Consider the following 12,847-nt stretch of genomic DNA (forward strand, 5'->3'; position numbering starts at 1 on the left):
CTATTAACAACTAGCCATACAGCACCAACAACCACTCCCAGCAAGCGCGCCACCATGAAACAAGCAACCCTATGCAATACCTCAGCCAATATGATATTCACGCAAACAATAAAAATACCTTAGCCATCAAAAATCTGCTTAAAGCTGATTCTTTCAGCATCTATGCTTGCATTAAAACTGCCATATTTATTGCATTACTTTTTATCTTATGGCCCCAACAAACGGCCTACGCGCAAGGGCCAACATTTCACAGCAAATGCCGCCAATCTGGCAACCCTGGTGCAACCGAAGATTGCACCGCGCCCCTTAAAAAACACTGGTATTGCGGCAGATGGTTTGTTGAATGGAGCGAGCCTCCTACTAATAACGTCATTTTCTATGCGGGGAACGACATCTATCCAGACCGCACTTGCGCTGAGGAATTCGCGCAATGGAAAATGTCAGGCTATCACACCTCCTACGAGATTCCTGCTTTTCCTGATGAACAGTTTTCAGTGGGATATTACGACTGGAATCTCATATTAGGCGTACATGCAACAGGCCTGATAAGTTTCCTCCCAGGTGACCCACCGGAAAGCGATTCGTTTTCATTTTGGCGTAATTTTCGTTGCCCTAGCGGGACCAGCGGCCCTTATGGCAGTGACCGGGGGGTAGCAGAAAACGCAAGCGGGTTCTTCGGGCCTTATTGGTGTGAACGTCGCCTCAATCCGGTCAACACGCCTGAGCTACTGGGCCAACAGTGCTTGGCCACACCCCACCCTATCGCTTATATCGGCGGGAACAAATACCTGGCTGAGGTCGATGTACAAAGTGAGCTCTTGGACGGCTTGGAGATCAGTCGGCACTACAACTCTTTGGGCGGCTACTACACCACACAACTGGGAGAAAGGTGGAAGCTCAGCCTCGACCGCTCGCTCAGCTTTGAAACCAATAACTCGATCACCGCCTACCGTGCCGATGGCCGCCAAATCAATTTAGTGCGCAGCGGAGCATATTTTCAACCCAGCGCTGGCGGGGGTGAACAGGTCAGCCAGATTGTTGAGGCTGGCGTCATCACCGGTTGGCGCTACACCGATCAAAGCACGTCGCAAATTGAGCTCTACGATATTTATGGTCGGCTCACCAGCATCGTGAACCGGGACGGCCAAGCCTGGCAACTCAGCCGCGCAAACGGGTTCCTGGTCTCCATCAAAAACACCCATGGCACAGAAATCACGTTCAGCTACAACGATGAAAATCGCCTGAGCGGCCTGTCGCTGCCTGGGGGCGGCTCCATCGAATACGAATACGACGCCAATGGCAACCTGGCCAGCGTTCGCCACGCTGACGGCTCCGTGCGCTCCTATGCCTACAACGAACCTGGGCAAACCAGCGGCGCATCGCTGCCAAACGCATTGACCAGCATCACCGACGAAGACGGGGTGCGCTTCATCAGCTACACCTACGACAGCTCGGGCCGCGCCATCGGTGAATCCCTTGGCAACAATGCAGGCCAATACAGCCTTGCATTCAACACCAACAATACCGTTGTTACTGACCCGTTGGGTACCAGTTGGACCTATGCGCACCAAGCAGTGCGCGGCGTCGCTCGCAACACCCAGCAAGCTCAAACGGGCAGCAGTGCCAATGTCGCACTCACTTACGACAGCAATGGCAATGTTTCATCTCGCACCGGTTTGAATGGCAGCAAAACAAACTATGCCTACGACCTCGATCGCAACCTGGAAATACAGCGCGTACAGGCGGTTGGAACGCCCGAAGCCCGAGCCCTGTCCACGCAATGGCATGCGTATTGGCGCCTTCCCATTCAACAGGCAGAGCCTTACAAAATAACCCGCTGGACCTTCAATGGAGACAACGGGGTTTACTGCGCCCCACAAAGCGCCACCGTTCCCCATATCGACGGAGGCTTACAAGCACTCGGTGTCATTTGCTCGCGCACCGAGCAAGCCACGCTCGACCCCAACGGTCTTGAAGGCTTCAGTGCCAGCCCAGACCCCAGCACTGCGCCGCGCACCTGGGCCTACACCTATAACGAACGCGGCCAGTTACTGTCTGCAATCGACCCCACCTCTGCACGCACCACCCTGTCTTATTACGACAGCACCGCCAACGCACATACACAAGGAAAGCTGCGCACTCTCACCAACAGCGCAGGCCTTACCACAACCTTCAACCAATACGATGCGGCAGGCCACCTGTTAAGCCAAACCGAAGCCAGTGGTTTGCTCACCAGCTACACCTATGATTTGCGCGGCAGGCTGCTTACCCAATCTACGGGCGGTTTGGTCACTGCCATGACCTACCGGCCTACCGGCTTGGTATCGTCCATTACACGCCCTGATGGCTACACCGTTCTGTACAACTATGACAGTGCGCATCGGCTCATTGGATGGAACGACAGCCGTGGCAACCAGGGCGAATACGCTCTGGATGGAATGGGCAACCGAACGTCAGAGCGCACCCAAGATTCGGCGGGCAACACAGCTTTCGAGCTTTTGCGCAATATCAACACCATCAACCGCGTATCGCGCGAAACCATCGCCGGCAACCAAAGCGAATCCTATGGCTACAGCGACGCAGGCGATCTGATTCAAACCAGCAACGGCCTGGATCAGCGCAGCAACTACACCTGGGACGCCTTTCACCGCCAGGTTTCCGAGAAAAACCCCCTGGGTGCCCAAGCCGCCATCCGCTACAACCAGGGCGATGCCATCACCCAGGCCAAAGACTTCAAGGACGTGCTGACGGACTACACGCGCGATGCCTTTGGCAACGCCAGCCAAGAAGCCAGCCCTGATGCCGGCACCGCCCATTCCAGCTACGACGCCAACGGCCTGCTCGCCAGCACCACCGACGCCACCGGCCGCACCATCGGCTTCGAGCGCGATGCCCTGGGCCGGCTCACCCAGCTCAACTACAACGACGGCACATCGTCCGTGCTGCGCTACGACTTGGCGGGCGCCACCTACAACGCAGCGGGCTCGCCCCATGCCAGCATTGGGCAGCTCAGTGAAGTGCAAGACCCGGGCGTCACCACCCAGTTCCAGCGCGATGCCTTGGGCCGTGTCGTACGCAAAACCCAAATCCTGGCTGGCGGCAGCACGCAATCCATCGCCTACAGCTATGTACCCGCAGGCCAAGGCGGCGCAGGCAGCGTACAAAGCATCACCTACCCCTCGGGCAAACAGCTCAGCTACCAGTACGACAGCACCGGCCTGGTAACAGGCATGCAGTGGAATGGCTCGCTCCTGCTTGCCAACCTGCAGTGGAGCGCCTTGGGCATGCCCACCGGCTGGAGCTGGCCGGGCGTCCTCAGTGCGGCGGGCAGCAGCAGCGCCCTGGCAGAAGCGCGCAGCTACAACACCGCAGGGCAGCTCACCCACACCGCCATCCTGGAGCTGAGCTGGGACGCCGCAGGCCGTGTCACCGCCGTAGAACAAAGCCAAATGGTGCCCGGCAGCGCAGCTGGCCAGCCCGCGCAAAACGCCCGCATTGCCAGTGCCTACACTTACGACGCAGCAGGCCGCATCACCGCCAGTGGCCACAGCCTCAAAGCCAGCCCTGCAGTCGCCTGGCCTGCGGGCACCGGTTTGCTCGATGTAGCAGGCTACAACTCCATGGGCTATGCGTACGACGCCAATGGCAACCGTGCCTCGGCCTCCATCGTCAAAACCCCTGCATCGGGTGCTACCCGCACCACCACCCAAACCTACAGCATCGCAGCAGGCACCAACCGCTTGGTGGGGGTGAGCAGCGCTACCGGTGCAGCAACTACCTCCAGCAGTTACGGCTATGACGCCAGCGGCTCGCTCACCACCGCCATCGGCAGCGCCGAGCACTACCTGCACTACGGCCCCAATGGCCGCATCGCCCGCATCACCACCACGGCCAGCAGTGCAGACCCCAGCGCAGTCAGCTACCTCTACAACAGCGCAAGCCAACGCATCCTCAAAACCGATGCCCGCCGCAGCACCACTGCCCCGCGCATGGAGCACGCGCTCTACAGCGAAGAAGACGCTGCGCAACTGCTGGGCACTTACAGCAACCTACGCAGCGCCAGCTCGGCTGCGCCTGCTGGCGAGCTGGACAGCACCGAAGTGCTCTACCTGCCCACGGCCCAGGGCTTGCTGCCGGTGGCAGCCCAGATCAACGGGCGCCTCTATGCCATTCACAGCGACCACCTGAACACGCCAAGGCGCCTCACCAACGCACAAGGCCAAGTGGCTTGGCAGTGGCTGCTGACAGGGTTTGGTGAAGTGAACCCGACCACGGGTGCCAACGGCTATGTGCAGGCAGACAGCGCAGCCGCAGGGCTGCCCAGCTACGCGCCCGATGTGACGTTCAACCTGCGCTACCCCGGCCAGCAGTGGGACGAGGAGACGGGTCTGGCGTTCAATATGAACCGCTACTACCATCCTCAGGAAGGTCGGTATATTCAGGCGGACCCCATTGGGCTTGATGGCGGGTGGAATCGGTTTGGCTATGTGGGCGGGAGTCCGCTTAACACTACCGATTCTTTCGGACTTGCGGATGATACGTTACAAGCAATACTAGGTGGAGGTGCAGCTATCCCTTCACTGACTAATGCCTGCTTGAGCAGTCCTTGGATTTGCGGGCCTGTGTTGGCCGGCGCTGGTGGATATGCATTGGGCTCCCTGGTTTATCCTGTGATTGAGCCAACAATTACTGATGTCGTTGAGAGGCTCTTTCCAAGGCCTCCCTCCTCCTATGCTCCGCCTATTAATGTCGAAATGGCAAAGGGTGGCAAGCAAAATATTGCCAATGAATACGTTAGAGAGGTTCAAGGGCAGGGACAAGATTGCGATCCGTGTTCTTATTTACGCAATAAATATCAATCCGAAATTGATCCACAGAAAAAATTGAAAATTAAAGCCGCAATGAAATACTACAATTGCGATGGAAAGGATAGGTTTCAATAATTATGACTTGGTACACCGCAAGCTTAATTAGTGCAGTCAAATTAAAAATTGGCAAGCAAGATGTTGTGCCTGTTTTTGAAGATTTTTTCTTAATAGAGGCTGACTCGCATATTGCCGCAATGGAAAAAGCAAAAAAAATAGGAAAAGAACATGCATCGGCTGAGGATGACATTTTATATGACGGATTGCCTGCAGAGAGAATTTTCTTAGGTGTTAGAAAAATCAGATCCATATATAATCCATCGCCATTGGATATAGATATGGATAGACCAGGAGATGGGACAGAACTAACACACTCATATTATGAAGTTGCGGATATGGGTGTAGCCAAATCACTTGCAGCAGGAAATGCTGTGAGCATCAAATATTGGGATGACGCAACAAATTGACAACTTTACCCCGGATAAGTGCGCCATTAAAAATTTATATACTCACATTTATTCATGCATTCTTAAAAAGAATGGGGCCTCGCTCAAAAAATTTGGATCAACTCAGCTTGCCATCAACGTATTGGGTTGACATACCGCACAAACCCCACCCCTGTATTCAGATGGCTAGCACCAAAATTAAATGGTGGAACGGTCTTGACAAGCGACTCAGAGAAGTGCAGCTGCCGGAGATAGTCGCATGACAGGATTTACTATTTTCTATGGTGCTTTATATTTTTTATTTTGGCTTTGGTTATACAAAGCGTTCACACCCGATTACACGCGGTGGGGCGCGACATTAATTGGGTTATTTGGTATTTTTGTTTTGCATTTATCGCTAGCTGTCTTTGGTCATCTTTCGATGATTCATCATCAGATGAAGAAGCGACATAAGCTCAAGCAAGAGAAAAATACATCAGAGCATCAAAAATGATTTAATAAACAAAATTCCACCTACAACCCCATGTCAGCCGCAACGGCTGGGGTTCAGGTGGTTTTTTTATTAGTGCCTGCGTTTTTATCCACTACGAGCAGCACTGCACCAATCTGATACAAACCAGCTTAGTTTTCCACAAAATACATCAAACTAAAATCAAACACCCAAAAATGTCAAACCATATTTCAGAACGATCACAATCAAATAACCATGATAAAAATAATTTCTAGATTTTTAATATTTTCAATAGCATCTTTATCAGCAACAGTAATCTCTGCGCAATGGATACGGAGATATATTAATATATATATGCAAAAGATCTGTTCAGTGCTGCTCAATTGCTATCCCCATATCTTGGAAGTGGAGTAAATTATGGAAAAGATGAGCAATTAAATATCATACAAATGATTGTAAACTGGACATCAACACCAATAGGTTTATCAATCGGGTTTGCTTGTTTTTGGCTGTTTGAAGTCGTTTCCTTTAGAGATAAGCGATCAAAAATCTGCGACAACATCTCAAAACAGACAGAGTTGCAATAGCATATTTTCCGCATGATTCTAAATTTACTAGATACCCAATAAACCACGAGCAAGAAGCCTTTGTTATGCAAACGCCGCGAAGGTCTATACAAATTGCTTGAAAAATTGCCATTGACATTTATAGAAAATGAAAATCACTTATATCGCGGAGCGTCGATTGTTTGTCTCTGATAAAAATGATTTAAATAAAAAAACAGCGATTGTTATAAAAATAGGTGCCCCATATTGGGTTTTGAGCAACATCGAAGCGGCTTGCCCGGTGGTTATCGAAGGCCTCTTTGAAGATATCGAACCCATTCGAGGAATTGATTTTATTGATTCCATGAAAATTGCAATTCAATTTATCGATGATCTTCTACGTGGTATTTTGGAAAACAACAATATTGAGTGGCCCAGTGGAGAGCCATATTTTTAAGATTGAATGCAACTTTTTAATGCATTAGATCAAGCGAATCTTGATCGTATCCTTGAGAGGCTTAGAGATGAATGCGGAGACAATTGCTGATAAAAAACTAAAATTAGCACTAGACAAGTATTCAAAAGTAGATATGTTTGAAGGTGTAAGTTTAACCTCTCCAGAGGTCCATGGCCCAGATGGAGATACACCTTTCCACATGTCCACTTTTGATGGAGACTTAGAAGCAGCTAAGGCGATGATACTATATGTATTGAACATTGATATTGAAGGAGACAATGGAAATTCCCCTCTGCACTATGCGATTATTAGAAAAAATAAAGAAATGGCAAAAATACTAATTTCAGCAGGCGCAAGCCTATTGAAAAAAAATGACTATGGCGATACACCCCTTGACTACATTGGTGACGATGAGTCTTTACAAGACCTAATCAGAGTTCAGCAAGATAAAAAAGAACTGTAAGCGATGAGGCTTGTAATGTCGGAACCGAATGTATATCTAGTGCACTTTCCAGTGGGTCAAGAAGAGAGCTTTGGGTTATAGGCTGAAAGTGCTCTATAAGTGCTGTTCCAAGCTACACTGAAAGCGATATTCGACCTTCGCTACCCCAACCAGCAGCGAATCAATATGTCAGAATCATTTAGCAAATCCAATAGTCATATAAAAATAAAAATTTTATTCAAAGTACTTATATCGCTGTCGTTCGTATTTCTGTGCCTCGTTGCAACTTTGTTTTTGGCAAAAAACTCATATATTGATATCGATGATGGCCATTCGTATGTACCAAAAAATGGTTTTGTATCAGATGAAGAAATAGCGATGAAAATGGCAGAATTGATTGCCAAAAAAATATATGGAGATGCTAGAGTTGATGCGCAAAAACCCTTCCAAGCAGCGCTTAATGGTGAAGTTTGGAAAATTTCAGGAACCATCCCTCCGAACTTCCTGGGCGGAACATTTGAAGTCTACCTTTCCAAGGTGGATGGAAGAATTATTCGCGTTACGCACGGAAAATAATTTACAGCGTGTTAGTATGTAGACGCGCATTACTCAAATTTGTCTGAATAGCTATTAAGGTAGTGAATTTACAAACAACCAGGGTCTATATGAAAATGGTGAAATAGCGACTCCGGACATCAAGACGGATAATTCAGACGATTTACTGCAGACCGCAACTTATTTCAGTTTCAGCATTCTTACGAAAACACGCTTACAGGGATGATTCAGATGAACAAGCCCAAATCAATGATGAAATAGATTTCACAGAGGCATGGCATTCAATGAAATTTGTTCACTCCATCTTACCGCCCCTCATCCTCTTGAGCGCCTGCTCCCCCATCTTCTCTGAAATGGATTGTAGCGAGAATATTTATGAAAAAATAAACTCTGAAAACGGCTTGGTAACCTTGAATTTAACCAAGAGAGATTGTGGTGCAACAACAGCTGTTGTGAAAAACGTTTACGCCCAAAAGAAAGCAGTCAGCAGTAACCAATCTCTTGGTGATAAAATTTATTCCATTCAAGGTGAAGAACACCTGGATATCTTAATCACGCCAGACTCAATAATCATCAATTCTCCCAAAAATGCTCCCAATGTTTTCTTTAGCCTTGACCATTGGAAGGATATGAAAATCCTATATAAATAACAGCTGCAGGACAATACTCGTTCATTTCTACTGATGCAGCGAGGCTGAGTTGTTGTCGCCAACAGAGTTGTAACGAGCGGCCAAAGCCAGTATTACCGCTACGGCCCTGCGATAGTCCAACTCATCAATGAGATGTCGGGGGTCAATGGCACGCTGGTGGCTGCAGCACCAGTGAATCCGCTGCTTGCCCAGATTCCCATGTATGCGTCCAGGATGACGCCGGTGGCTGCGGGAATCACGGAGGCTGTTGAAACGGGTGCCTATTGCTCTGCGAACATTAGACCATTTGCACTAGGAATAAATGAACACCTTGACGAATTCGCACAAGCCAGAGGGGCAATGACTTGGAAATATTTACCAAATCCAATGCAATGGAAGTCTGGGGTTACAGATGCTCTTTTAAATCCTCGTCAACCAGTTCATTTTAACCTTGATGGCGTCAATGTATGGAATGGTGTTCAACGAGCTTCTGCAGGATGTGGTGGGGCAACCGATTGGGAGTTGCTACAGATAAATAGAAATCCTCAGTATTGGGATAGTTTGCAATTTTGGGAAAATGGACAACACGCTCCAAATCCTTTTAAATAAAATTAGCGATAGAACTTTTCAGTTCTGGGAATACAAAGTGAGCCATGGATCATTACTAATCCGCAGCCCAAAAAATGAAACGCACAATACAAATATAGACTTATTGCTCACAGGTGTTGAATATATCTCAATTCCAAGAACAATGAAGAAAATTCAAATATCCGAGCCAACAATTATCGAACAACTTGAAATAGAAAAAATTCTTGGAAAGAAAATAAATATTGCATCAATTTTTGTTATTTCATCATCAAATAGTAAATTTTTAATTGTCGCTTCGAGCATGAGATTTGACGAGAATGAATTAGATATATTTGAATCACCATTTGATTAACAATCATACCGCAACACATTAAGAGCCGCTAACACAAGCTCGGTTCATACTTGATTCATCAAAATAACACGTGTCGACTACGGTTTCAATTTTTGACAATCTATTGTCTGCGCTAAGAATTATCCTGAAAGTCAGAAAAACAAGACTCATCTACAACCCTCCACCATTGGACATAGACGTGGATAGAAAATCATATGAAGGAATTCAAACTTTCAAATGAAAAGATTGCAAGAGTTTGGCTAAACGAATGGCCTATTGATGCCAAACACTCATCAAACATAACCAATGATGGCGTCCTCACAGCCCAATACCAAGGATCACTAAAGTGCACAAGCTTTGATTTCTTAAACGATTTAAATGCAGCTTTTAATTAATAACGCAAAAGTCTATTAGAAATCCAATACAACCCAAACACAAGACCTTCAACTCTTCGACTCAGCGCAGCAATTCATTGAAAACACATTAATCAAGGCGCCAGGCCATGAATACAGTTATTCTCATAAAAAGCAAAGCCGAAAACTGGGATCCCATTAGCTATTTCAAGCAAAATGGCGGCGATGCAATATATGAATTCAATCAATACAATTTGGCCATTGGTGATGCATGGATTTCAGTCATTGAAGACGATTCAGTATATTTTGAATTCGATGATGACGAAATAGGCAAAGTAAAATCAATCATTGAGAAACCAGTTTTTTACATCATAGAATGGAAGGGCGATGAGATTCTTGAAAACTTCATGGGCCATATCCCCAATGGCACCACTGCGCTTGTTGATGATGATCATGGATCAATATTGACGGCTGATGCTTTTTTGAAGAAATTGAAAAATCGTGAAGAAAATTAGACCCCGGGCCTGCGCAGACAAACACGTCTCATTGGCCTGCAAGCAAAAGCCAGTATCGAGCGCCCACAAGTGGCTCCCTGCCCTATCGCCGCTAATCCAATAACAGCGCCTAAGCCAGCAGCGCAGCAGCCAACGCGCTTCAAGGCGCTAGCGCCAAGCTCACCACCCGTTCTTCGCTAAAATGGCCGCCCGGCGCTGGGCCAGCCAGCGCTAACCGCTATCCATTTGTCAGCCCCGGACCAAGCTACCGTGCCCGCCATTCTCAATATCTCCTGCTACAAGTTCGTTCCCCTGCCCGACGCTGCCGAGCTGCGCGAGCTGCTGGCCGAACGGGCGGCGCATTGGGCGCTCAAGGGCACAGTGTTGCTGGCTGAGGAAGGCATCAACTTTTTCCTGGCCGGCCCGGCCGAGGCGGTACACGCCTGGGTGGATGCGCTGCGCAGCGATGCGCGTTTTGCTGATGTGCAGCCCAAGGAGAGCTGGTCGGAGCAAGTGCCTTTTCGCAAAATGCTGGTCAAGGTCAAGCCCGAGATCATCCGCATGGACCACCCGGCGATCCGCCCGGCCAGCGGGCGCGCGCCTTCGGTGAAACCGGCCGATCTGCAGCGCTGGTTGGCCCAGGGGCACGACGACGCAGGCCGCCCCGTGGTAACGCTGGATACACGCAATGACTACGAGGTGGACGAAGGCGCATTCGTTGGCGCTATCGACTGGCGCATTCGCAAGTTCACCGAGTTCCCGGCCCAGCTGCGCGCCCACAAGGCCGATCTGGCGGGCAAAACCGTGGTCAGCTATTGCACCGGCGGTATCCGCTGCGAGAAAGCCGCCATCCTGATGCAGGAAGAAGGCGTGGAGAACGTCTACCAGCTCGAAGGCGGCATTCTCAAATACTTTGAAGAGACCGACGGCAGCGGCTACCAGGGCAGCTGTTTTGTGTTTGACGAGCGCCGCGCCGTGGATGACGAGCTGCACAAGACGGCGCTGAAGCTGGGTTAAGCAAACCCAAAAGGTTCATGACGGGTTACAGGGGTATGCAAGCTAAGTGACGAACTCATCGTTCGTGCTTAGTACAGAGTCTTCGTTTTGAGAGTGGCAATATGACCACTCATGCGTACTCCCATAGTCTTGCCGTACCAAAGTACTGCCTGCGACTATGCGATCTACGCCTGAGCGGCCATCTTGCCATTGAAGCGGAGTTCCGGCTCATAGCTACTCTGCTAAAGGGTGCTGTTTCAATACCGCTCAACCAAGACGCTCAAGCGCAGCCCCACAAATCCGTGATGAACCCAAAAAGGGCAAAGCAGGCTGAACCCAGCCTGCTCTGCCCCACACATTTACCAGCGCCTGCGCTTAAGAAGTGGCGCGCATCTGGTTCTGCCGTACCGACAGAATCGCCACCAACCCCACCAACGCGGCGGCCACTACAAAGTAGGCAGGCGACTGTTTGTTCTCGGTCATCTGCACCAGCTTTACCGCCACATAGGGCGCGGTGCCGCCGGCCACAATCACGCCCAGGTTCCAGCCCGTGGCTACGCCGGTGTAGCGGTACTGCGGCTCAAACAGCTGCGGCAGCAAGGTATAGGCGCTCACCTGGGTGGCCACGGTGTTGAGCATCAGTACCACATAGGCCCAGGCGGCCACGCTCAGACTGCGCTCCATCAGGCCCATCATCGGGTAGGTCAGGATGATGTAGCCGATCAGGCCCACCATCATCAGGCGGCGCAGGCCGATGCGGTCGCCAATGTAGCCGCCCAGCGGCATCAGCAATGCGGACAAGCCAATCGCCAGCGTTGCCACCCAGTACACGCTGCCTGCGGGGTAGCCGAGCTGCTTGACCAGGTGGATGCTCATGTACGTGAGCCCGATGTAGGCCGTGCCATTGGTGGCAGCGCTGATGGCGGTGGATTGCGCCAGCGCCCGGCCCTGAAAGCGGAAAATGGCGCTGATCGGCGAATGCTCTGTCTTCTCTTTCTTGTCCTGGTAGGTCTCTTTCACGCGGGTGCGCGCCCAGATACACAGCAAGGTCAGCGGGAAAGCCAGCAGGAAAGGTATGCGCCAGCCCCAGCTGCTCATTTGCTCGGGCGTGGTGAAGGCGGTCACCGCGCCAGCCACAGCCGCTGCCACCGCAAAACCGCCGGTCGAGCCCAGCGGCGTGAAGGCACCGAACGTGGCCTTCAGGTGCGGCGGCGAAGATTCGGAGATGAAGGTGGCCGAGCCGCCCACTTCGCCGCCCGCCGAGAAGCCTTGCAGCAAGCGCACCAGCACCAGCAAGGCGGTGGCGAAGTAGCCCATCTGCTCATACGTCGGCAGCAAACCCATCAGCGTGCTGCCAATGCCCATGCATACCAAGGTGCCGAGCAGCGCGGTTTTGCGGCCGTACTTGTCGCCAATATGGCCGAACACAATGCCGCCCAAAGGCCGCACCACATAGGCTGTGCCAAACACGGCCAAGGCCGCCAGCAGCGAGACCGTGGGGTCGCCGCTGGGGAAGAACAGCGGCGCAATCACCACCGCCATGTAGCCGTACAAGCTGAAGTCGTAGTACTCGATCAGCGTGCCGACAAAGCCCGACACCGCAGCGCGTTTGGCGTCTGCAGGCGTTCCGCTTTCGGTGGCCGGCAAGGCGGCATCGGCGCTCAGAGAATGTGCATTCGTCATGGTTCGTCCCAT

The 12,847-nt window shown here is 50.8% G+C and carries 12 protein-coding genes; 11 read left to right on the forward strand and 1 reads right to left on the reverse strand.

The features are described from left to right. The first annotated feature begins 71 nt into the window (after positions 1 to 71). The 11 genes from ACFIQF_RS22295 to ACFIQF_RS22345 all read left to right on the forward strand — a co-directional run bounded on the left by ACFIQF_RS22295 (position 72) and on the right by ACFIQF_RS22345 (position 11,173). Positions 72 to 4,943 carry an RHS repeat-associated core domain-containing protein gene (locus tag ACFIQF_RS22295; RefSeq protein WP_393945854.1) on the forward strand — a complete coding sequence of 1,624 codons (4,872 nt, stop codon included), beginning with the start codon at positions 72 to 74 and terminating at the stop codon, positions 4,941 to 4,943. A 2-nt stretch (positions 4,944 to 4,945) separates the two neighbouring features. Beyond that, positions 4,946 to 5,332: a DUF4288 domain-containing protein gene (locus tag ACFIQF_RS22300; protein WP_393945855.1), complete on the forward strand. Its 387-nt coding sequence runs from the start codon at positions 4,946 to 4,948 to the stop codon at positions 5,330 to 5,332. Between the two features lie 238 nt (positions 5,333 to 5,570). Beyond that, positions 5,571 to 5,804 carry a hypothetical protein gene (locus tag ACFIQF_RS22305; protein WP_393945856.1) on the forward strand — a complete coding sequence of 78 codons (234 nt, stop codon included), beginning with the start codon at positions 5,571 to 5,573 and terminating at the stop codon, positions 5,802 to 5,804. A gap of 672 nt (positions 5,805 to 6,476) precedes the next feature. Then, positions 6,477 to 6,764: a hypothetical protein gene (locus ACFIQF_RS22310; RefSeq protein ID WP_393945858.1), complete on the forward strand. Its 288-nt coding sequence runs from the start codon at positions 6,477 to 6,479 to the stop codon at positions 6,762 to 6,764. A gap of 67 nt (positions 6,765 to 6,831) precedes the next feature. Further along, positions 6,832 to 7,227: an ankyrin repeat domain-containing protein gene (locus ACFIQF_RS22315; RefSeq protein ID WP_393945859.1), complete on the forward strand. Its 396-nt coding sequence runs from the start codon at positions 6,832 to 6,834 to the stop codon at positions 7,225 to 7,227. 99 nt (positions 7,228 to 7,326) lie between these two features. Further along, a complete protein-coding gene (locus tag ACFIQF_RS22320; protein ID WP_393945860.1) occupies positions 7,327 to 7,782 on the forward strand; it encodes an NTF2 fold immunity protein in 456 nt (151 codons plus the stop codon). A gap of 263 nt (positions 7,783 to 8,045) precedes the next feature. After that, complete coding sequence (locus tag ACFIQF_RS22325; RefSeq protein WP_393945861.1) at positions 8,046 to 8,411, forward strand: hypothetical protein; 366 nt, start codon at positions 8,046 to 8,048, stop codon at positions 8,409 to 8,411. Positions 8,412 to 8,543: 132 nt separating this feature from the next. Next, the gene (locus ACFIQF_RS22330) at positions 8,544 to 8,999 is read left to right on the forward strand and encodes a hypothetical protein (protein ID WP_393945862.1); all 456 of its coding nucleotides are present in this window, start codon (positions 8,544 to 8,546) and stop codon (positions 8,997 to 8,999) included. Then, positions 8,968 to 9,330: a hypothetical protein gene (locus ACFIQF_RS22335; RefSeq protein WP_393945863.1), complete on the forward strand. Its 363-nt coding sequence runs from the start codon at positions 8,968 to 8,970 to the stop codon at positions 9,328 to 9,330. The genes ACFIQF_RS22330 and ACFIQF_RS22335 overlap by 32 nt, the downstream gene beginning before the upstream one ends. 481 nt (positions 9,331 to 9,811) lie before the next feature. After that, a complete protein-coding gene (locus ACFIQF_RS22340) occupies positions 9,812 to 10,177 on the forward strand; it encodes a hypothetical protein (protein WP_393945864.1) in 366 nt (121 codons plus the stop codon). A 249-nt stretch (positions 10,178 to 10,426) separates the two neighbouring features. After that, positions 10,427 to 11,173, forward strand: coding sequence for a sulfurtransferase (locus tag ACFIQF_RS22345; RefSeq protein WP_393945865.1), 747 nt, complete (start codon positions 10,427 to 10,429; stop codon positions 11,171 to 11,173). Positions 11,174 to 11,527: 354 nt separating this feature from the next. Here ACFIQF_RS22345 and ACFIQF_RS22350 read toward each other — a convergent pair whose 3' ends face one another. Continuing rightward, the gene (locus ACFIQF_RS22350) at positions 11,528 to 12,835 is read right to left on the reverse strand and encodes an MFS transporter (RefSeq protein ID WP_393945866.1); all 1,308 of its coding nucleotides are present in this window, start codon (positions 12,833 to 12,835) and stop codon (positions 11,528 to 11,530) included. Positions 12,836 to 12,847: the final 12 nt, after the last annotated feature.

It is taken from the genome of Comamonas trifloxystrobinivorans, from assembly GCF_043359985.1.
Lineage (GTDB): Bacteria > Pseudomonadota > Gammaproteobacteria > Burkholderiales > Burkholderiaceae_C > Comamonas > Comamonas trifloxystrobinivorans.

Bases quoted from the DNA above. Each gene is read 5' to 3' on its own strand.
- ACFIQF_RS22295 (WP_393945854.1), top strand. From the start codon at position 72: ATGCAATACCTCAGCCAATATGATATTCACGCAAACAATAAAAATACC.
- ACFIQF_RS22300 (WP_393945855.1), top strand. From the start codon at position 4,946: ATGACTTGGTACACCGCAAGCTTAATTAGTGCAGTCAAATTAAAAATT.
- ACFIQF_RS22305 (WP_393945856.1), top strand. From the start codon at position 5,571: ATGACAGGATTTACTATTTTCTATGGTGCTTTATATTTTTTATTTTGG.
- ACFIQF_RS22310 (WP_393945858.1), top strand. From the start codon at position 6,477: ATGAAAATCACTTATATCGCGGAGCGTCGATTGTTTGTCTCTGATAAA.
- ACFIQF_RS22315 (WP_393945859.1), top strand. From the start codon at position 6,832: ATGAATGCGGAGACAATTGCTGATAAAAAACTAAAATTAGCACTAGAC.
- ACFIQF_RS22325 (WP_393945861.1), top strand. From the start codon at position 8,046: ATGAAATTTGTTCACTCCATCTTACCGCCCCTCATCCTCTTGAGCGCC.
- ACFIQF_RS22330 (WP_393945862.1), top strand. From the start codon at position 8,544: ATGTCGGGGGTCAATGGCACGCTGGTGGCTGCAGCACCAGTGAATCCG.
- ACFIQF_RS22335 (WP_393945863.1), top strand. From the start codon at position 8,968: ATGGACAACACGCTCCAAATCCTTTTAAATAAAATTAGCGATAGAACT.
- ACFIQF_RS22340 (WP_393945864.1), top strand. From the start codon at position 9,812: ATGAATACAGTTATTCTCATAAAAAGCAAAGCCGAAAACTGGGATCCC.
- ACFIQF_RS22350 (WP_393945866.1), bottom strand. From the start codon at position 12,835: ATGACGAATGCACATTCTCTGAGCGCCGATGCCGCCTTGCCGGCCACC.